This window comes from Paenibacillus xylanivorans (genome assembly GCF_001280595.1).
GTDB lineage: Bacteria > Bacillota > Bacilli > Paenibacillales > Paenibacillaceae > Paenibacillus > Paenibacillus xylanivorans.
The window spans coordinates 5,479-28,028 of sequence record NZ_LITU01000055.1; the positions used below are offsets into that span (position 1 = coordinate 5,479).

The 22,550-nt window shown below is 44.0% G+C and carries 15 protein-coding genes; 13 read left to right on the plus strand and 2 right to left on the minus strand.

What is annotated here, in order from left to right; all coding sequences use genetic code 11:
• Positions 1-129 precede the first annotated feature (129 nt).
• The 7 genes from AMS66_RS12170 (at position 130) to AMS66_RS12200 (ending at position 11,887) form a co-directional block, all read left to right on the plus strand.
• Complete coding sequence (locus AMS66_RS12170; protein WP_053781057.1) at positions 130-996, plus strand: carbohydrate ABC transporter permease; 867 nt, start codon at positions 130-132, stop codon at positions 994-996.
• Between the two features lie 28 nt (positions 997-1,024).
• Complete coding sequence (locus AMS66_RS12175) at positions 1,025-3,040, plus strand: YIP1 family protein (protein ID WP_053781058.1); 2,016 nt, start codon at positions 1,025-1,027, stop codon at positions 3,038-3,040.
• 46 nt (positions 3,041-3,086) lie between these two features.
• Complete coding sequence (locus AMS66_RS12180; RefSeq protein WP_053781059.1) at positions 3,087-5,258, plus strand: DUF5696 domain-containing protein; 2,172 nt, start codon at positions 3,087-3,089, stop codon at positions 5,256-5,258.
• Complete coding sequence (locus tag AMS66_RS12185; RefSeq protein ID WP_053781060.1) at positions 5,255-6,151, plus strand: carbohydrate ABC transporter permease; 897 nt, start codon at positions 5,255-5,257, stop codon at positions 6,149-6,151. Before AMS66_RS12180 ends, AMS66_RS12185 begins: the two co-directional genes overlap by 4 nt.
• The gene (locus AMS66_RS12190; protein ID WP_053781061.1) at positions 6,148-7,125 is read left to right on the plus strand and encodes a carbohydrate ABC transporter permease; all 978 of its coding nucleotides are present in this window, start codon (positions 6,148-6,150) and stop codon (positions 7,123-7,125) included. Before AMS66_RS12185 ends, AMS66_RS12190 begins: the two co-directional genes overlap by 4 nt.
• Before the next feature lie 135 nt (positions 7,126-7,260).
• Entirely contained in the window at positions 7,261-8,622 is a 1,362-nt protein-coding gene (locus tag AMS66_RS12195) for an ABC transporter substrate-binding protein (protein ID WP_053781062.1), read from the plus strand.
• Between the two features lie 112 nt (positions 8,623-8,734).
• Positions 8,735-11,887: an alpha-mannosidase gene (locus AMS66_RS12200; RefSeq protein WP_236703360.1), complete on the plus strand. Its 3,153-nt coding sequence runs from the start codon at positions 8,735-8,737 to the stop codon at positions 11,885-11,887.
• A gap of 118 nt (positions 11,888-12,005) precedes the next feature.
• Here AMS66_RS12200 and AMS66_RS12205 read toward each other — a convergent pair whose 3' ends face one another.
• Entirely contained in the window at positions 12,006-12,836 is an 831-nt protein-coding gene (locus AMS66_RS12205; RefSeq protein ID WP_053781064.1) for a helix-turn-helix domain-containing protein, read from the minus strand.
• A gap of 154 nt (positions 12,837-12,990) precedes the next feature.
• Between AMS66_RS12205 and AMS66_RS12210 the strand changes: the two genes are divergently transcribed.
• The 5 genes from AMS66_RS12210 (at position 12,991) to AMS66_RS12230 (ending at position 20,122) form a co-directional block, all read left to right on the plus strand.
• The gene (locus AMS66_RS12210) at positions 12,991-13,737 is read left to right on the plus strand and encodes a sugar phosphate isomerase/epimerase family protein (protein ID WP_053781065.1); all 747 of its coding nucleotides are present in this window, start codon (positions 12,991-12,993) and stop codon (positions 13,735-13,737) included.
• Positions 13,738-13,755: 18 nt separating this feature from the next.
• Positions 13,756-14,871, plus strand: coding sequence for a Gfo/Idh/MocA family protein (locus tag AMS66_RS12215; RefSeq protein ID WP_053781066.1), 1,116 nt, complete (start codon positions 13,756-13,758; stop codon positions 14,869-14,871).
• A gap of 275 nt (positions 14,872-15,146) precedes the next feature.
• Positions 15,147-16,688, plus strand: a complete 1,542-nt coding sequence (locus AMS66_RS12220; protein ID WP_053781067.1) for an extracellular solute-binding protein — start codon at positions 15,147-15,149, stop codon at positions 16,686-16,688.
• A gap of 19 nt (positions 16,689-16,707) precedes the next feature.
• Positions 16,708-18,345 (plus strand): response regulator, encoded by a 1,638-nt coding sequence (locus tag AMS66_RS12225; RefSeq protein ID WP_053781068.1) that lies wholly within the window; start codon positions 16,708-16,710, stop codon positions 18,343-18,345.
• On the plus strand, positions 18,338-20,122 hold the full coding sequence (locus tag AMS66_RS12230) for a sensor histidine kinase (RefSeq protein WP_053781069.1): 1,785 nt from the start codon (positions 18,338-18,340) through the stop codon (positions 20,120-20,122). Before AMS66_RS12225 ends, AMS66_RS12230 begins: the two co-directional genes overlap by 8 nt.
• 6 nt (positions 20,123-20,128) lie before the next feature.
• On the opposite strand, the gene AMS66_RS12235 is transcribed toward AMS66_RS12230, so the two are convergent.
• Entirely contained in the window at positions 20,129-21,028 is a 900-nt protein-coding gene (locus tag AMS66_RS12235; RefSeq protein ID WP_053781070.1) for an AraC family transcriptional regulator, read from the minus strand.
• Between the two features lie 157 nt (positions 21,029-21,185).
• On the opposite strand from AMS66_RS12235, the gene AMS66_RS12240 reads away from it, so the two are divergent.
• Positions 21,186-22,541 carry an MATE family efflux transporter gene (locus tag AMS66_RS12240; protein ID WP_053781071.1) on the plus strand — a complete coding sequence of 452 codons (1,356 nt, stop codon included), beginning with the start codon at positions 21,186-21,188 and terminating at the stop codon, positions 22,539-22,541.
• The last annotated feature ends 9 nt before the right edge of the window (positions 22,542-22,550 follow it).

Here is a 22,550-nt window from a genome sequence, read left to right on the forward strand (position 1 = left end):
CGACGATTATGCATTCATCCGGTTTGAACTTGGTTATGCTTCTGCAGTGTCGGTCATGCTGCTGTTGTTCAGCTATTTTGTGATGAGGTTTGCATATCGGCTGTTCAACTCGAAGGAGGAGCTGTAATTATGATAGCCAAATTACGTAAGCTCCGTTCAGTATCATCCTACGATGTCATTCTGATCTTGTTGTTTACTTGCCTGGCAGTATTTATGTCTCTGCCCATTGTATTTATTTTCAATCATGCCTTTAAACCGCAAAATGAATTGTTTTTGTTTCCACCTCAATTCTTTGTACAACAGCCGACACTAAATAACTTTGAGACGTTGTTTCTGCACGCTTCCAATGCCATGGTACCGTTCACCCGTTATCTGTTTAACAGTATGGTTGTTGTGTCATTTACACTGATCAGTGTAATCATGGTCAGTACAATGGCAGGTTATGTATTGGCAAAATATCAGTTCCATTTCAAGAAACTCATTATGGGGATGATCACGCTTTCCCTTATGTTCGCACCCGAAACTGTTTCCATTCCACGTTATCTGGTCAACAGCGCTCTTGGACTGAACAATACGTATTTCGGACACATCTTACCTTCGCTTGCATCACCGGTAGCGGTGTTCATGCTGGTCGGATTTATTTCTCAGATTCCAAATGATTTGATGGAGGCTGCTAAGATTGACGGTGCCAGTCATTTCGGCATATTCAGACGAATCATTCTCCCTTTATCCGTTCCAGCCATTGCAACGATATCCATTCTTACTTTTCAAAATGTGTGGGGCGATGTCGAGACCTCAACTTTGTTCATGCAAAAAGAGGCAATGCGTACATTACCGTTCTATGTGAATAGTCTGCTTAGCGGACTGCAGAACAATGTCGCAGGACAGAATATGGCAGCAGCAGCCGGACTGCTCATCTTCATTCCAAATTTGATCATCTTCCTGCTCTTCCAACGCAAGGTATTGGAGACGATGGTCCATTCCGGTATTAAGTAAAGTCATCAGTAAAGGAAGTAGAGTCGCGATGAAAAAATGGTTATCAATGGCACTCATAGGCTTGATTGCGTTAACCGTTCTGCCGAAGGCAGCTTCGGCAAGTCTTCCGTACTGGACGGCTTATTATGACAGTAACCAGTCTAACTGGTTCCAAATTCAGCCGATTTACAGACCAGCAGGCGCTTATTCCGCCGATTTCGGGGAACCGGTAGACCTTGACGTAGCCTCAGACGACAAGGTCTACATCGCAGATAAGAAGCAGAACCGAATCGTAGTGCTGGATCAGGATGGTAGCCTTCTGCGTACGATCGGTGAAGAAGAAGGATCAGGACAGTTGTCTTCACCGGAAGGTGTGTTTGTAACACCGGAGCATGCAGTGTATGTTGCGGATTCAGGTAATCAGAGGATCGCGGTATTTAATCAAAACGGGGTGTTTCAGCGTGATTTCAAAAAACCGGATACACCATTAATGGGATCCGAGCACTTTGTGCCCGTCAAGTTGATCGTTGATCGTCGGGGTGTCATGTACATACAACTGAATTCATCTTATCAAGGACTTGTACGGTTAAATCCCCAAGGTGAATTCATGGGTTACTTCGGTGCTAATAAAGCTGATCAATCTATGCTCAACTGGTTGAAGAAACTGGTTCTGAATAAAGATCAATTGGCCAAGGAGAAGGCGGCGCTTCCTAAACCGATTACGAATGTCTCGCTAGACAAAGACGGCTTTATCTATACCTCGACTGCTGGCGGTGAGGGGAAGGGAGCCATCCGTAAGCTGAATGCAGGCGGCGTGGACATATTCAAGAATAAGACGTTAGAGAACGGTCACGGTATTGTTGATGTTGCGATTGATGCTGACGCATTTCTCTATAATATTGACCTTGATTCTATGCACATCAATTTGTACGACCGTAATGGGGAAGCGATGTTTGAGTTTGGTCTTGTCAGTAAAGATACGCAGCAGTATGGCATATTGGGTTATCCGACAGGCATCGGGGTGGACAGCCATCATGCAATCTGGATCTCGGACAGCGGTACAAACACCGTCCACAAATATGTACGTACTGATTTGGGGCAGGACGTCCTGAAAGCGCTAGCTTTGTATGCAGATGGGAAATACGAGCAAAGCAAGCCTTACTGGGAAGCCGTGTACGCCCGTAACGATATGTATAACGGTACCTTTCAAGGACTAGGAAAAGTGCTTCTCCATGAAGGACGGAACGATGAAGCGTTGATGTTTATGAAGGCAGCCTTTGATACGGAAGGATACTCCAAAGCATTCTGGAAGCTGAGGTTAGACTGGTTGCAGAACCACTTTATGATCCTGATATCTAGCCTAGTAGGGGGTGGACTCTTCCTCCATTTTGGTATACGTGGATTACGCGCATACCTGCGGAAGCGGCCGCTTTCCGAGCGCTGGCAGCAGCCTCTGGCTGATTTAAAGAATTTCAGTTATGTGATGTTTCATCCATATGAAGGATTCTACCGGATCAAGGAAGCAAGAATTGCATCATGGATTACGATAGCACTGCTGTTTCTCGTCCTGACCATCAAATTGTGCACAATCTACTGGACGGGGTTCCTCTTTCATCCAGTAGAACTCTCAGAAGTTAATTTACTGAAAGAGATGGGGTTATTCATGATACCCTGGATCACCTGGATTGTTGCCAATTACTTAGTTTGCAGTGTCAAAGACGGTGAGGGTAAATTTCGGGAAGTAATTCAAGGAAGTGTGTATGCGCTCTCACCCTACGTGTTCTTCTCGATTCCACTACTGTTATTGTCTAACATCGTCTCACTGGATGAAGCGATCGTCATTCATGTGATGAATATGGTGATGGTACTGTGGCTTCTCTCCATGTTCTTTGTGATGACGCAAGTAATTCACAATTTTGAATTTGTGGAAACGATCAAAAACTCGGCCGTTACTGTGTTTGCGATTCTGACGATCTGGATGTTTGGCTTCATTATATTCGGATTGTCCTTTAATCTGTATGACTTTTTCTATGAGCTTTACAAAGAGGTGAACATCAATCTATAACACACTCAAACGAAAATGGAATAGGGCAGGGTGGTCCGCCGTCATTGTGCTGGTGCTTGGCCTGATGCTGATCATGTTGGTGATAAAACCATGGCAGCAGAGTACAACGGAGAGTTTTGCCGCTACTGGAATGCAAGTACAGCTGCCAGAGAAAGATTCCCTCTATAAAGGTGAAAGATGGAAGCCTTCTGCACAAGTAGATGGTTATGCAATTGCGGTAGATAACGATCAGTACGCTCTGTATGTGAATCCGCTCAATACTCAAATCTACGTTCTGGACAAAAGAAGCGGATACCGTTGGACCAGCAATCCTACTGAAGTTGAGCTCGCGGATGAGACCGTCAAGGGGAAACTGTTGGATAATTTGCAGTCCCCGTTTGTATTAACCCATGTACGTACGCAAGGGGCAGATCAAACGGTTAGGGAAACTTTGAACAGTAAAGCGCCTGGTTTAGAGACGACGATGATCCGTGGTATGAAAGGACTTCAAATTCATTACTGGTTTCCTGACAAACGCATCGGTTTTGCTATTCAATACGAATTGACGGAATCCGGATTAAAGGTCAAAGTGCCTGCAGCAGGCATCCGCGAGGAAGGAGATCACGTGTTGTTTTCACTGGATGTCCTGCCCCATTTCGGCGCTGCTATGGCTAGTGAAGATGGATATTTATTTGTGCCTGATGGTCCTGGCGGACTGATCCGCTATGATACGGCAAAGGCAAGCCTGTCCAGAGGGTACATCCATCAGGTATATGGCCAGGAACTGACCAATTCAGGGAATATAAATTTAATGGTTCAGAACAGAGAGGATATCGCTTATCCGGTATTCGGGTTGAAACGGGGGGATCATGCTTATGTCGCTGTCATGAGGAAGGGCGAGGATTCTGCTAATGTAGTCGCAATGGCACCTGGACAACGCTCATCCTTCTACAATGTGTACTCGAGTCAAATCTACCGAGAAGAGTATTTATACAGAATGAGCAGGTTGGCTACACCAAGCAAGGCCATTCAGAAGCAAAAATTGGACCTGGACCGTGAGGTAGAGTACCGCTTTCTGAATGGGGAGCAAGCTTCTTATATCGGAATGGCGAATGCTTACCGAGATTATCTACAAGAATCCGGCCAGTTGGGAGAAGCTTTGCAACCGGTAGAGCATGTGCCCCTCTACCTGAAATTGATGGGCGGAAATTATGAAAAAGCTTTTGGAAGAGTGCAATATGTTGCTACCACTACGTTTGATCAAGCGACTGAGATCGTAGAGCGGCTGCAACAGCAGGGTGTCGCTTCGCTTAAGACGATATTTTATGGCTGGCAGAACGAGGGCGATTACAACATGGAGAAGCGTTTTCCGATTGAGAATTCGCTCGGAGGTGAGGTTGGTGCTAAATCCTTCGTCGCCTCGATGAAGAAATCCGGCATTGATGTTGCTTTCCAAGAGGATTTCCTATGGTTGGATAGTGAGTCATCATTCTCTGGCAAGTCAGATGCCATCCGCGGTATTGATGGCACGGCTTATAACATTGATGGGTGGTATCTTGCTAAACCATTATACACCGCAGTAAGTGCAGCAAAGACCATCGACAAGCTAAAAGATATTGGAGTGCATGGGATCCATTACAGCGGATTGGGCGAGATTCTGATGCATGACTATGAGTTGTCCGGCATCCGTACAAGAGAATATACGAAGACCGTATACAACGGTTTACTTGATTACACCCGCAAGGAGTTGGGATCGGCTAGCGTTGAACGCGGCAATGCTTATGTGCTTGGCAGCACTGATTTCATTGACGGAATGCCATCCTCCTCCAGTTACGATTTCATGATCGATGAGACCGTTCCGTTTTACCCAATCGCACTGCACGGCAACGTACCTTACACATTCGAAGAAGGAAATTTGCGCGATGATGAGGATACTGAATTTTTGAAGGCGATAGAATATGGAGCGCTGCCATCCTTTTTCGTCACTCATGATGACTCCCGGAAGCTGAAAAACACCCCTGTATATGGGCTATACAGCAGCAGGTTCGACAAGTGGGAGAACCGCATTGTGGAGGAATACGGATTATTTGATAGCTTAAGCGATCTTTATTCGCTTAGGATTGTTGATCACGAGCAAATAAGTGATGAGCGTTATATGACCACGTATGAGAACGGAACTCGCGTCATTGTGGATTATGCAGGCAAGAGCTTCAAGGTGGAGAAAGGGGCTGCCCAATGAGCCAGTTGCAAGAACACAAGAAGAAGGCGGTTCAGTATCAATTCAAGCGCTATGGCGTCGGCTTGCTTTTCATGCTGCCCTGGATGATCGGATTCAGTGTGTTCGTAGCCATACCCATCGGTTGGTCAATGTTCATGTCCTTACACAAGGTGGCGGTGGTGCCAGGCGGATTTAAGTATGATTGGATCGGCATTCAAAATTACCGGGATGCTTTCCTAAAGGACAATGTGTTCCCGATCGAGATGATCACCTATTTTCAGCAAATGTTGTTGATGGTCCCGATTATCGTCATCTTCGCTCTGCTTATTTCGCTGCTACTGAATCAGAAGTTTCCCGGCAGGTTCATCTATCGCGCTTTATTCTTTCTACCTGTCATCTTCGCCACTGGTCAGGTGTTGTCGGAGCTGTTTACGCAGGGGGCAGGCGATATCCCCTTTCTGGATCAATACAATCTGGAACCGTTAGTGAAGCAATATGTCGGAGGCGAAATGGCGAAGATGATCATGGAAGTGCTGGGTCGCGTTGTCCTAATTCTCTGGTATTCGGGGGTACAGATCTTGATCTTTATCGCCGGATTTCAGACGATATCGCCATCCATTTATGAAGCAGTACGGATTGACGGGGCATCGCCTTGGGACAGCTTCTGGAAAATAACGCTGCCTGCCAGCATTCCGTTCATAAGCCTTAATGTGCTGTATACCATCATAGATCTCTTCACCTTCCCTCTCAATCCGGTGCTGAAGCATATTCGCGAAAATATGTTCAAAGTGGATACCGGATACGGATATGCAAGTGCGTTGGCCTGGATCTATTTCGGATTCATCTTTGTCCTGATCGCGATAGTACTAGGAATGTTTAGCCGTAGCATGCGCCAGAGGGGGAGAAGATCATGAAAGAAGAACTATGGTTCGATCGGGCCAAAAATTATGCAAGAGATTTGCTGTGGCGGAGAGAATCGCAAAGGCTTAAAGCTCTGCTTATGGGCAGGAATTTGTCAGACGGATTGCTGGCTAAACTGATCATTTATGTGCTGCTGTCTATTGTGGCGTATCTGTATCTGCAGCCACTTCTCTACATGATAACCACGATGCTAAAGACGGTCAGCGACCTGTTGGACCCGTCTGTGAAATGGATCCCCCGCGTCGTTACATGGGAGAACTTGACAAAAGCTTACGAGGGATTGCGATACCCGGAAGCACTGCGGAATACGGCGGTGATTGCTCTTACTTGTTCACTTGTACAGGTGCTGGTCTGTTCTATGACCGGATATGCACTTGCACGGCTAGCAATCCCCTTCAAAGGACTAATTACAGCACTGGTATTATTGACCTTTCTTATACCTCCACAGGTCATCATTATTCCGCTGTATGTTATTTTCAGCAAGTTAGGACTGCTCAATTCTTTGTTTGTATTCCTGGTACCTGCGATCTTCGGCCAGGGTTTAAAGGGAGCGCTGTTTATTCTCATATTCCGCCAGTTCTTCAAATCTCAGCCTCCTAGCCTTGAAGAAGCGGCGAAGCTTGACGGTGCATCTGTAGCCCGACTTTACTTCCGGATTATGCTGCCGCTGGCTCAGTCCGCCTGTCTGGTCGTCTTTCTGTTCTCCTTCATCTGGTATTGGAACATGTATTATGAACCATCCATGTTTTTGGCTAAGGGGTTCACACCGTTGTCGATACGTCTGGACAATCTGGAAGAAGTATTGAATCCCTCTCTGCTCAGCAGCCAGGAGTCGGTTAATAACCCGGTTACGGAAGGGACCAAAATGGCAGCGGCATTCCTCATTATTTTCCCGCCGATGTTGATTTTTATGTTCCTCCAGCGCTGGTTCATCACCGGAATTGAACGAACTGGAATTGTAGAGTAGATCACTAACGGGGATGTATAGCGATTATAACTTTGACTTCACTGGAAAGGGGGAATGCTGGCCAGTAGTGGCTGTGGGCGGTCTGTATCTTTGAAGGAATGATCACAAATAAGATCAAAATGGGGAGGGAAAAGCTTGAAAAAGAAGCGGTTAGGAACATCGATATTGGCTGCAGTCTTGTCTCTGACTTTTATGTTGGCGGGATGCAGCGGAAATTCAGGAACTAGCGGGAATAAGGAGAGTTCACCGCCTGCGGGGAATGACACTGTAGTAACGGAGCCGGGTCAGGATGGGGACCGGGAGCCGGTTACGCTCAAGTTCATTTCCTGGAAAGAGGGCACTTATGACGAATTATATGAACTGTTCCATCAAAAATATCCTTGGATAACCATTGAGCAAATTCCGGTCAATAAGCAACCGATCATGGAAATCATTGCGTCACTTGAAGCTGCCGGAACACCGGCCGATGTGACCGAGATCGATACCGATTTGGTGGCTTTTGAGCAGGGGGGTCTCATTGAAGATTTAGCACCTTACATTGAAGAAAGCGAAATTTTCCAGAATGCGAAATTTCCTGAGGGTTTCTTGGACACCATGACGTTCAACAGCAAAAGACTGGCAATACCGATGGTCGATGTACCGATGTGGATCTTGGTGAACAAAGATTTACTTGCTAAGCATGGCGTCGATATGCCTTCTAATGATTGGACCTACGATGATTTCCGGAATATTGCTAAGCAGATTACCGATTCGAATGCGGGCGAGTATGGAGTGACTAGCCAACCAGAAATTCAAATGCGCATGCTCTCCAGTAAAGCGATTGCGGATGGTTATGCTGCGAACCACCAATACATGAACGAAGATATGACACAGAGTTTGCTGAGTACGCCGGAGATCATGAACGAAGTGAAGTGGTTCCAGGAGCTGGTTACCAAGGATGGTTCCATGCAGAGCAACGCAGCCGCAGAAGCAGACGGAAATGTGACTAAGGATTTCATAAACGGTAAAACAGGTTTTGCAATTGGTGGCGACTGGGTACTTCCGACATTGAAGGAGAAGGCGCCATTTCAATGGGATGTGCTTCCGTTCCCTAAAGGGAAAGTGAGCCAGCCGGGTTATTCCATTTATGGACCGCTCGCCATGCTCGCAGGCTCCAAACAAAAGGAGGCGGCGTTCCTGTGGCTCAGCTTCCAATTCACGCCAGAAGCGCAGAAATGGAAGATTGACCAAGGGGCAAATGCATCGGTTAACGATCCAGAAATCACCGCTTATTACGATGAAGCTCCAATATGGGAGGGTAAGAACATTGAAGCGGTAAAAATTGCACAGCAAAATGCTAGAATCCAGTCTGGTTTGACCGTAGTGGGATGGAGAGAATACAACTACAATAACCTCTTGAACGATATTATTTTCGGAGATCGCGATATTAACGATATCATTCCGGAAACCGAAGTCTGGAACAAAAAAACGCTAGAGTTACGCGAAAGTCTGAAGTAACCTGAAGCGAAAATAATAACCGTTGGTCCTATGATCAGCGGTTATTCTACTTGGTGTTATATAAGATAAAAGTGAGAACGAAATCGTTGAATTGACAGGAATTTCTCCGCTCATGCTTGAAGTAACAATGTATGCTAGCCTACCAAATCATGTTATGGAGGGTACTCATATGATGCCAGATAGACAATTAGAACGGATGCTCGGGAAGTTAGTTCGCTTTACCAAGACCATTGAACCTCTTATGTTTACCAAAGTGGATGAAGTGCCAATGAAGAAATACCATACAACAGAATCTCTATATTCGATTCCAGACGAATCGAATTTTAAGGATTGCAAGAAGGGGGATATTTGGGAAGGAGAAAAAACATACTGCTGGTTTAAAGGAAGCTACAAAGTACTCAGTAATCTCGCCGGACAAAATTTATATTTGTATCCTCACATCGGTGGATATGAAATGATGATGTGGGTCGACGGCGTACCGTCTGGCATTTTCTGCTCTAAAATCATTGTGAACAGCCATGGTAACCATTACTGCGACATGTTAAAACAGCAGGTTACAGGTGGCGAGAATATAGAGATCGTTTTGGAAGTCTATGCTCATCATGATTTTCCGGGTGTAGCGCCTCTGGAGACAGAGAGTCAAGGAAACTTTACTTATGTGTATGAAAGCGTTGATATTTGTACTAAGAACGATGAAATTTGCGAATTCTATTTTGATTTAAAAACGCTTAATCAAGTTGTTTCTAAATTGGACTCTAACAACTTCGTGAGAAGCAATATCGTCGCCCAACTAGTCGAAGTGCATAAAGTATTGTACTACGATTACGACAATGTAGATTACGATACTTTTATGGGTGCTATACGACAAGCACAACCGATTCTGCAAAACCTACTAAAGAATCGAAATTCTGTATCCGCACCAAGTGCCGGAATTATTGGACACTCCCACATGGATACAGCGTGGTTGTGGCATAAAGACGAGACATTGAAGAAATGTACTCGCACCTATGCCAATCAATTAAACCTTATGAAACAGTACGATGAATATAAATTTGTACAAAGTTCCGCATATCATACGGCAATGGTTCAGCGGCATTACCCTGAAGTATTTGAAGGTATCAAAGAACAGGTTATAAACGGCAGGTATGAACCCAATGGAGGGGTATGGATCGAAAGTGACTGTAATTTGCCTAATGGTGAATATTTAATCCGCCAATTTATTTGGGGACAACGATACACGCAGGAGAATTTTAATTACCGTTCGGATTGTTTCTGGTTACCGGATACGTTTGGCTATAGCGCTTCTTTGCCTCAAATTATGAAGGGCTGCGGAATAAAATACTTTTTGACAACGAAAATGGACTGGAATGATACGAATGTATTCCCGTATGACACATTTATTTGGAAAGGACTAGACGGATCGAGAGTTTTCGTTCATTTTAATCGAACTCATATATGGCCTGATGCTGCAAGCTTGGTAGATTATGTTGCCGGGGGAGATATGAGGGGAATTAAGGAAAAATCCGTTACAAACAAAAGGTTATTAGCCTATGGTTTTGGTGACGGCGGTGGAGGTCCACAATTTGAAATGATTGAAATGGCACGTCGTGTTAGGGATTTGGAAGGGATTCCTAAAGCAAAGCACACTACAGTAAGTGAGTTCATGAGAGAACTCAAAGAAACTGCAATAGATCCGTCCATTTTCAGCGGAGAACTATATTTGGAACTACACCGCGGAACATTAACCAATCAACATAATATCAAAAGGAATAACAGATTGGCCGAAGTTTCTTTAAGAAACCTAGAATATGTAACGGTACGTGAAGCCATTAGGAAAAATACTATAGCCAGTGATGAGAAAATTCGTCCGCTAATGGAAGATATGCTGGTTAATCAATTCCATGATATTTTGCCAGGTACAAGTATCGCTCGAGTACATGATGAATCCTTAGCTGAAACATCTGCAATCATTGATAAATCAGCTCAATACATTCATGAATTGATTAAACCTCAGAACAGACCGCTATCCAGAACGGTTATAAACACCTTGTCTTTTGACCGGAGTGAAGTCGTTTATCTTGATTATACTGATGGTTTAAAGGTCCAAGGAGATTATCGTCAACAAGTGACTACCGACATTCACGGCAACAAGAAACTAGCAGTAAAAGTCATGATTCCAGCTTTCTCTGGCATCGTGCTAAAACTGGAGGAAGGTGTGCCTGAAGGTGAATCAGAGTTTAGTTTGGAGGGAAATCAATTAGAAACGCCTTTAATCAAAGTAAGTTTTAATGAAAAGGGTTATATTGAATCATTCTTTGACAAAAAAGCCAAGAGGGAACTTCGTGGTGAAGGCTATGCATTCAACACCTTCCTTATAGCAGAAGATGTTCCGACTGCATGGGATAATTGGGATCTGGATGTTGATAGCCAGTATAAATTCGCGGATACTGCTGCAATGATTTCAAGAGAATTGATTTCTAATGGCCCTATTGAAATACGTATTCGAAGCAAGTATCAAATTACAGCGAAAACAACCATCATTCAGGATATGGTGTTCTATAGTGATGGTCTGCAAGTGAGGTTTGATACTCTGATTGATTGGCAAGACGAACATCGTTTCTTGAAAACAGCCTTCGATACATCTATTTTTACGAATACAGCAAAACAGGAAATACAGTTTGGATATATTGAACGGCCAACAACAAGAAATAATTCTATAGAAAAAGCCAAGTTTGAAGTGGTTAATCACAAATATACCGATTTGTCCGAAGCAAGGTATGGAGCCGCATTATTGAATGATTGTAAGTATGGAATCAGTGTGGAAAATTCAAGCATGCAACTTTCGCTACATAAGGGAGGTAATCGTCCAGATCCTCGAGGGGATAAAGGCTTACATGAATGCAGTTATTCTTTCTTACCTCATGATGGCTGCTATTGTGCGAAAAATGTTGTGCATCCTGCATATCAATTCAATATGAAGCCGCTTATTTTTGAAGGGGAATTTAAGGAAAATAGTTTATTATCGATAGATGCTGATAATATTCTCGTTGAAGCTATCAAACCGTTAGAAAATAATGAAAGAGGATTTGTCATTCGAATGTATGAGGCAGAAGGAGCATATACAATCACCTCTTGGAATTTAAATATCTCTGTTGACAAAATGGAAATAACTAATATGTTGGAAGAAACACTTGAAAACTTAGATTCTAATATGGACCTTGTTTTCAAACCATTTGAAATCAAGACCATTAAGGTGATTTATTAAAATAGCTAGTGAATAAGAACTAAAAATATGAAAAGAGCGCAGAAACAAGGAATCCTTGTTTCTGCGCTCTTTTTTTGATGATTGAATGTTAAATATAATTACAGAACGAATAAATACATCACTTGAGAAGCATTGTATTTTGTTTGACGGAAGGTGCATAGCCGAGAACCTTTTTATAAGCCCGGAAGAAAGATGAATAATCGTGAAAGCCTACGGCTGATGCTGCGGAATTGGCTGTTTGGCCCTGCGACATCAAATTTTGCGCCATAACGACCCGTTTATGAATGACATAATTGCCAACCGTTGTGCCTGTTGCTCTCCGGAACATTTTGTTCAGATGGTGTTTGCTGATGTAGAAGACAGCAGACAAATCGTCCAGCCTAATTGATTCGGTAATATGATCGTTTAGATAAGCAATGATTTTTGATACAGATTTAATGGATGATGAAGATTCAGATGCCCCTTTGAGCGAATAGCTGCTTATCAATATTTGTGATAAAAGAGCTTCGAGACGCACACGAAGCGACAGTTCACGAATGGCCTCGTCGGCGAATCGGGCGTCGATCAATTGTTTAAAAAAAGGGAACATAACATGATCCCCGTTATCCGTGTAATAGATGTCAGCCGAACCGTAATCAGCATGGAACGGAGACAGTAAGACCGACTGGTTTTCAAGAGGCAGAAAGCCAGGTACAAAATGTAGCGATATTCTCTCATAGGGAATGTCGCTTTCGATTTTGACCCCATGAAAAACGTGGGGAGCAATGAGCAGGAGGCTGTGGGGCTTGGGAACATAATGTTTGCCCTCTACAAGATAGCTCACATCACCGGCAACGAAATAGAACACCTCGTAGAAATTGTGGCAGTGCAGCGCATATTGTTCAGTCTTCTTACGGTCTATAGCATGATGAAGAATTAACGAGTCGGTATGGATATTGACAGTTTTCATCCAGTCACCTCCTCCAATCGGTGTAATGTCAGTCTAGTAGATCGACGCTATATTTGCAATGTAATTGCTCCGATTTACAATGGAAAATCTGCACGTCAGAACTATAATTAATTAATGTAAACACATTCCAAACGTAGAGAGGGAGCTGTTTCCCGTGATTTCAGGTGCACAGTTGTACACAGTACGTTCTTTTCTCCAAACTGAGAAAGATATTAGACGTACATTGCAAAAAATTGCAGAGATGGGCTATACATCGATTCAAGTTTCTGCAATCGGTAAAATCAAGCCGGAAACACTTAGATCCATGTGCGACGAGTTATCGCTCCAAATTGCTCTGACGCATACGAGCCCTGACCGGATATTGAACGAAACCGATCAAGTGATTGAGGAGCATAACATTCTTGGCTGCGATTACATCGGTATCGGAGCTATGCCGGATAAATATCGGGCACTGGATTGGTACGGATATTTCGCGAGTGACTTCCGGGAGGCGGTTGAGCGGATCGCCAGGTCCGGAAAGCTATTCATGTATCACAACCATCATTTCGAGTTCGAGAAAACGAATGGCAAGCGTATGATCGAACGCCTTATCGAAGATTTCTCACCCGAGGAACTGGGGATTACTTTGGACACGTATTGGGTGCATGCGGCCGGGGCTGACGTATGCGAATGGATCGACAAATTAAAGGACCGCCTCCATTGCGTGCATTTGAAGGATATGGGTTGGGATAAGCAAATGGAGCCGGTGATGGAAGGAAACATGAATTTCACAGCAATTTTGAAAGCGCTTGAAAAAGCGAACACGAAATATTTGCTCGTAGAGCAGGACGTATGTCAAACGAGTCCGTTCGATTGTTTGCAGACGAGCTACAACAATTTGGCTTCTCTTGGCTATCGCTAGGGGGAAAGGAGATCGATCATGAAAAAATTACGTATCGGTATTATCGGAATGGGAAATATGGGATCGGACCATGCGAAAAAATTGATCAATGGCACCATAACGGAGGTGGAGCTTACCGCCGTTTCAGACATGGATGAAATGCGGCTTACGGCTTCCAAGACGTATTTGCCGGAGACATTCGGTTATTTTACTAGCGCGGAAGAATTGATAGACAGCGGTCTTTGCGACGCTGTTATTATCGCTACGCCGCACTACGATCATCCAAGACTTGCAATACAAGCTTTCAGTAGAGGATTGCATGTATTATGCGAGAAGCCGGCCGGAGTGTATACGAAGCAGGTAAGAGAGATGAACGAGAAGGCGCAGGAAAGTGGCGTCGTATTCTGTATGATGTTCAATCAGCGAACAAATCCAATGTACCGGAAAATGCGCGAGTTGGTGCAAGGCGGCGAGCTTGGGGCCATCAAGCGAGTGAACTGGATCATTACTGACTGGTACAGAACTCAGGCTTATTATGATTCCGGGAGCTGGCGCGCAACTTGGGCCGGCGAAGGCGGTGGTGTGCTCATCAACCAATGCCCTCATAACATCGACCTGCTCCAATGGATCTGCGGCATGCCTTCGAAAGTCCGCGCTTTTTGCCATGAAGGTAAGTGGCACGATATTGAGGTTGAAGACGACGTGACGGCGTATTTGGAATTTCCGAACGGTTCCACAGGCGTATTTGTAACAACAACCGCAGATCTGCCAGGAACGAACCGTCTTGAGATTACGTTGGAGATGGGAAAGCTCGTCTGTGAACACGGTAAACTGACGCTGCATAAGCTCAGCCAAAACGAACGCGATTATTGTTTCAAATCGAAGGAAGGCTTCACAAATCCGTCTGTTGAAGTATCCGTCGTTCCGGCGGAAGGGGATAACAGCCAGCATATGGGCATCATCGCTTCTTTTGCCAAGGCGATCCTGCACGGCACTCCGCTTATTGCGGACGGCGAGGAAGGCATCCATAGCTTAATGTTGTCGAACGCGATGCATTTGTCCAGCTGGATCGGTGAAACCGTCGAGTTCCCGATCGATGAGGATTTGTATTTGTACGAGCTGAAAAAGCGAATCTCGTCATCCAAACGAAAGTAGCCGAATCGGTACTGTTTGATACGACAGGAAGTTTTGGCTCATAAAAAGGATGGAGAAAGAAACCTGATGATTAACAAATGAAGTTGGAGGGGCGGCTAACCCCTCCTTTTATACCACTGAGAAGAACATCGTTTAAACAGGATGAGGCATATAATTTCCATTGTTTTACTAAAAAGAAGTGGGTATATTTAAATAATGAACTCGGGCGGTTGTTTTTTGTATAGAAGCCCTGAATGGATGACGATATCCGTATTTCAGAAATGGAAGGGGATTAAATGAAGATTTCCATTTTCAGATTTAAGAGGCGGGTGGCACCGTATCTTATATGTCTGGCTTTGGCATTATCCGGATGCATGGGCAACCCAGGTACAGATATCAATGATTTCTTTCCATCGTCTAATCATCCGAGTGAGCCGGTGGTGACACTCAAGTTTTATTTTGGGGGAGAGAAAAAAGCAGCGACCGATGAAGTTTGGTCGGCAGTCAGCGAATACGTAAAAGACAAAGGACTGAATGTAAAGTTCTCCATTCATTTCATTTCATGGCCCGAATATTCGGAGAAACTACTGGTTATGGCTGCGGCCGGTGATCGGTGGGACCTTAACTTTGATTCGGATTCTTCCTTCAGAGTGATGGCCTCGCGTGGTTCTTATATGGCCTTGGATAAACTTTTACCCGAATATGCGCCAAACCTCTATAAAAAATATCAGATGGATGGTAACTTGCGTTCTACTACGATGAATGGAGATATCGTCGGGCTACCATGGTCCATCAAAATGAATCAGCGTCCGTATGCCGGATGGCGGGTAGATCTCGCAGAGAAAGCGGGGATTTACCGGGAACCGGATTCGGTTCAGACAGTTGAAGATGTGGATGTACTCTTACATGAGCTGAAGCACGCTTATCCGAACAGTAAAGTGACTCGGTTAACAGCACTTCCATTCTATCTCGTGCGGGAGGAATGGCTAGATTTGGGGTTTCATGGGCTAGGTATTAATCTGAATGACCCTGATCTTAAAGTGCAGGCCATTGAACAGCAACCCTTCTATGTGGAAGCCGCGACCATGAGCAAAAAATGGTATGAAGACAAGATTTTGAGTCCAGAATCACTGATTGACCGCGCGGATAGCTCCGATCAATGGCGCAATGGTAAAGTGTTATTTACTCTTACTTCACATGAATGGGCACACGCTGCTGATCAGGGTTTTGTTAATCCTAACTATCGTCAGCAAATGTCTCTTCTTTACCCGGATAAGAAGCAGATCAACCGCAGTCTGATTTCGAACGTTGTTGCCATTAACCGTAACTCGGAGCACGCCGAATTGGTGCTGCAATTTCTCGATATGATGGAGACTGATCGAAAGCTGTATGACTTAGTTATCTACGGCATTGGAGGCAAGACCTATGAGATGGACGGGGAACAGGTGGTATATCCGCACAACTTAAATGATTCGACAAGCAATTATATGGGCTGGGGCGGACAATGGGCGCTTTGGAATTCGCGATTCATCAGGTCCACGGAGACATACCCTGGTGATTTCTGGGAAGAAGAGACCCGGTTTGCCAATATACCGGTCAATTTGGATTCCCCGTTAGAAGGCTTGCTGCTTAGTGATTATGCGATCAGCAAGGAAATCGAAAAACGGGTTCAGTTATATGAAGATATGGGTCGGTCCATTGAATTCGGACTGGTCTCTGCTGTCGAGGAGGCAGTATTGGATTACCGCATACGACAACAGAACAGCGGGCTTGATAAAATCATTGTCGAGGTGCAGCGGCAGGTCGATCTGAATCTGGCGTCGAATCACCCTGACTAACTCCTGGGAGGCTTACTTCATGATTAGTGTGTTAATTGTCGATGACGAGTATGAAATTCGTGAAGGTCTTCGTAAGCGCTTTCCATGGCATGAATATGGGATTGGAACAGTCCGTTCTGCCTCTGACGGCGACGAAGCACTACAGATTGCACAGGAGTATAAACCTGATTTGATCATTACGGATATCAAGATGAACCGGATGTCGGGACTTGAACTGCTCAGTGAATTGCAGATGACGGAACCTAAGGATTGGAAAGCGATTTTGATTAGCGGTTATGATGATTTTTCCCTGGTGAAGCAGGCGATTCATCTGGGTGCTATAGACTACATATTGAAACCCATCAACATGGATGAGATGGAACGGATTGTGCGCAAGGCCACGGATTACATCAAGCAGGAGAGACTAGAGCAGCAAAACAAAACCAATATCGCGTACCAGGTTCAATTCGCTGTTCCCATACTGCAAGAAGAGCTTCTGCGCGAGGTGGTAGAAAACGAATTTAATCCGTATCGCGAAACCCGTATTATCCATCGACTAAATTCTTTGCATTTGGATTGGATGAAAGAATCTCCCTTGCTCCTGATGGTCGTTGAAGGAGATGATTTGAAGGCGCTGGTCAACATGCAAGTGCTGACGGATGAGAAGGAACTCGTCCTATTCGGCATTGGCAACGTGATCAGCCAGACACTGGCTGAAGAATTATGTGTACCCGCCGCATTATTCAGGGATTCCATGGAGCGTTGGGTGGCTGTGATCAGTTGTCTTGATCAAGAAATACTGGAGTTATGCAAATCAGTGGCTGAGATTTGCTTACAACGGATCAATCAATTCGTAAAGGTGAAGGCCAGTATTGCAGTGAGTCCTGTACCGAAGGAGCTTAAGCATCTTAATGCCTTATACGTTGAATGCGGTGAATCGTTAGAGCAGAAAGTGATTTATGGGGGCAATCGGTTATTCACGGAATCCGTTGATGGGATGGATACCGAGAATGAGAAGATGTCCATTCGCGAACCGGCGGCAGTGCTGGATCTGGTCAGGTACGGTACGGAAACGGATATTACTGAATCCATGAAAGGTTTCGAAGACATGGTGAAATCATGGGAGCTCTTAAGTCTTAAGGACATTCAGCAGCAAATATTCCAGTGGTTGATGGGCATCTATCGAACCGCTGCAGCCGCCGGTTGGCCGGACCGTTCATGGGAACGCGATCCCATTGGGCTGTGGGAACGCTTGGAACAATATGATACGTTGGAATCCCTAAAGAAGCATGTAGAAAAAAGCCTACAATTTTTAGCAAGTGATTTCCATAAAATGGACACTTCTTCTAGCAGGATTGTGCAGGAAGCTGCAAAATTGATCCGAACCCGTTACAGCGAGAATCTCTCACTGCAATACGTCGCATCGATGGTTCATGTTACTCCGATTTGGCTCAGCAAGCTGTACAAAAAAGAAACGGGCCATACCTTTCTGGAGGATTTAACAAGTATCCGGATGATACGAGCCAAAGAATTGCTGGGGGATATAAAATATAAGATTTATCATGTTTCATATGAAGTTGGCTATAAGGATCCGGTACACTTTTCAAAACTGTTCAAAAAGCATGTCGGGGTGACACCGAAAGAATTCCGTAGACTACGGGGGATTTTGGATGATTAATGCTTTTCTGCGCCTGGCATCTTCCTTCCGTAATCGTATGATTCTGATCTTTCTCTCGATAACGATCCTCCCCTTCATCCTATTCTCTGCATATGCCCATACCAAATCGATAGAAGGCATTCAGCAAGCCAATATTACATTCTCGATGAGTTATCTGGAGCAAGCCAAGATAAACGTGGAAACTTATTTAGCTCAGTTAAACGAAGGTATCAATAGCCTGATTGGTGACAAGACATTGCAGTATTTATTGGAGAGGCCTCCGTTAAGTCCAAAGGAAGAAGAGACGATCTCCGTTGATATGCTGAGTATCGTGTATGAAAAGAAAAAACAGATGGATGCGCTGCAGCTTCGAGTATATCCACTAATTCCAGCAGATTATCCAACCTATATGAGAGCTTTGGAGGAATCTGCCTCGGTTGGTGAGGAGGAATGGTTTCGGCAAGCAGCGGACAGCAATGTGCCGTATTGGCAATTATCAGTAAGTGATGGTCCGAATCGGGGGCCGCTGTTGTCTTATATCAAGACGTTCACAAGTCTGCACAGCAGGACGCCCCGCGGCATTGTGGTAACGGATCTGGCTGACAATCATCTAAGCAGATTCTTCTCACCTACCAAACGGCTGCAAAGGCAAAAATTTCTGATCATTGATGATAAAGACGCCATTCTTTTTGATTCGGCTGAGAATGAATGGACAGGCGATGTATTGCCCTCTCCACAACTGCTGGCCAAGCGCAATCTGTATAACGAAGGCGTTGAGAAATTGTCAATCTATGATCAAGAGCATTTGATCACTTTCGTCCGGATGGACAGCCTACCCTGGACGATTATCAGTCTGACTCCGATGGATGCTCTAGTGGAGCCCGTTACGGAGATGAATCACCTGCTCCTTGTCATTATTATTGTCTATTTGCTTGTATCCATTGGCGTCGTTATTTATCTTACCCGAAATTTCACTCAGCCTGTCCTTCGATTGGTACGTCTGATGCGAAAGCTGGAAGAAGGCGATTTTGGAATGTACATCCCGCATCAAGAACGCAAGGACGAGATAGGATGGCTGTTTCGTGGATTCGGCAGCATCGTACGTAAAATCGAGGATTTGATTGCACAATCCACCCGAGCCGAACGGAGCAAGAAAGAACTTGAATTTCAAGTACTCAGTCATCAAATCAATCCACATTTTCTGTACAACACGCTGGAATCGATCCGCTGGAAGGCAGAAAATAATGGACGCAGCGATATCGGGGAGATGGTGTCCGCACTAGGTAATTTATTGCGTCTCAGTCTCAATCAGGGCAAGGATATTACGACAGTGGGTCGTGAAATCGATCAGGTGAAGGCTTACGTGCAAATCGAACAGGCCAGAATCGGCATGCCGCTACGGGTGGTGTACTTTTTTGATGAAGATATGCTGAATATAACGTTCATGCGGCTTTTACTGCAGCCTTTGGTTGAGAATGCAATACAACACAGCATTCGTGGGAATTTCGAGCATGGCAAAGTTATACTCTCCGGACGAATAGAAGAGCAGGATCTGGTCATTGACATTACAGATAACGGGAAGGGAATACCCGATTCAGTTATACAGGCATTGGAGGAGGAATCTGAGGATCAGAAGATGAGTGGGCGATCTGGTGTCGGCCTGCGCAATGTCAATGAGCGGTTAAAGATTTATTTTGGTTTAGAGTATAAATTACAAATCGAATCCAAGGAGGGCATAGGCACCCGAATTACAATCCGGCATCCGATTCTAAAAGAAAAATTAGAGAATGGGGCATAAATCGTTTTAATTCTCCGTTTTACTTAAGCCATTCATGCCGCTTTTGCGATATGCTAGCGGAACTAATCCTATTTGTTTGCGAAAAAGGGATGAGAAATAGCTCACACTTTGAAAGCCGCAGGCAAGTGCGATTTCACTCACAGATCTTTTGGTCTCCCTCAACATCTCACAACTTTTATGAAGGCGGTATCGAGTTAGATAGTTGTTGGGAGTTTGACCCACGTATTTATTAAATAAAGTACAGCAGCGGCTTCGACAAACGGCTCCTGAGGACGCAATGTCTTCAAGAGTTATTTTTTGCTCGTAGTTTTGATGAATGAATCGAGTCATTTTCTGAATATTCGTCCATAATTGCACATCATGGATATCCCCCACCTTCTGTTGCAAGTGATCTCCAATACCAGCACATAAAGATAAAGCCTGTGAAGTTAAGCGGAACGGATTTGGAGCAAAGCTATTGTGCATTTCAGCATAGATCGATTGAATGGATAACAATATCTCGTGCTGCCAGGATATCTGTTCTGCTAGTAATACAAAATCATCCATGTTTGGACCAAACTTCTCTTCCCAGTAAGCTCGTATGAACGAACCTTCCCCGATGAGAGAGGAATGGATCACTATAACAATAAATGCACAATTACAATGAGTGTGAGAAAAACCAAAATGCAAACGATGGCTATTCACAAAAATCCCATTTCCTTGCTCTAATTTAATGGTCTGTCCGTTAACAGAATACTCCATGGAGCCTTCCAGAATGTAAATGAACTCTACGTCCGAATGCCAATGAGCGGCAGCTGTAAAATTATCAAATTCATTCAAGCTTCCTCTCCGGACATACAAGGGTAGGTCAGGTAGATTATAATTCAATCGTTCCGATAAATCAGAAAATACCTCTAAATTTTTCATCCAACAAAGTGCCTCCAATAAATATACGATTTTGACAAAAGTATAGCCAATATTTATGGAAAGGACAATGAATTTATCCTATCTTGATAATATGGAAAGCAACAGAGAGGAGTGGATGTAAGTTAAAAAGAAAAATCCTATACAGTTAACTACTCCTATGACGCGAGATTTTAATAAGGAATTAATCACGCTTGTCATTCCCATTGCATTACAAAATCTAATCTCAGCCACAGTCATATCAGCTGATGTAGTTATGTTGGGAATGATTAGCCAATCTACAATGTCGGCCGTATCGCTAGCGGGACAAATCACCTTCGCATTAACATTGTTTTACATGGGAATGGCTACGGGAGCAGGGATTCTAACCGCACAATATTGGGGGAAGAAAGATGTACAAACCATACAGCGCATTCTCAGCACTGCCTGCATGTTCTCATTTAGTATCTCAATTTTGTTTTTTTTAGTATCTTTTTTATATCCTGAAACGTTAATGCATTTTTTTTCAAATGATAGTGAATTAATTCGGTATGGTTCAATATTTCTAAAGATGAATTCGTTTTCTTATCTTGCAATGGGCATTTCACAAATGTATCTAAGCGTGATTAGAAGTATGGAAAATGCAAGACTAAGTGCTTGGATTAGTTCACTATGTTTAAGTTTAAACATTTTGTTTAATGCGTTATGCATCTTTGTGCTTTTCTCAGACAGACCTGAAATGGCAATCATGGCGGTAGCTCTTGCTACAGTTTTAGCTCGGTTTATTGAGTTGGGCTGCTGTGTTATTTATTCCGTGACGAGAGGATCGATTCGCTTTCGTTTTCCCATATGGGATGGTATTCAACGCAATCTCTTAAAAGATTTCCTGAAATACACCATGCCTGTACAAGGCAATTATATTGTTTGGGGAGGGGCACTAACTGCGACTGCTGCAATTATTGGACATGTAAGTGCTGATATGGTTGCGGCGAATTCTGTTGCATCCGTGGTTAAGAATTTAACCATTGTCCTGTGTGGAGGTATTGCTAGTGGAGGATCTATATTGGTTGGGAAATATCTAGGTAAAGGGGAGATCGAGAAAGCCAAACAGGTGGGAAACAGAATGAATCTATATGCTTTACTATTTGGAATAATAGCAGGATGCACAATTATCCTGATAAAACCGCTTGTTTTCTCCGTAGTAAACCTAAATGTCATTTCTCAAAACTACTTGGATGGAATGTTATATATTAGTGCAGTTTATTGTATTGCTAAATCCATTAATGCAACCAATATCTCAGGAATATTCACTGCAGGAGGTGACTCTAAATTTGGCTTTTGGTGTGATTCGATTGTAATGTGGGGTATTATTTTGCCGCTTGGCTATTTCTGTGCTTTTGTATGGAACGTATCACCCCTTGTGTTATATATCGTTATTAGTTTGGATGAGATCATTAAGTTGCCATTGGCATTTATTCGTTACCGCCAATACAAATGGCTAAATAATATTACAAGGACTTTTTCGCCAGCCAGTTAAGAAATATGC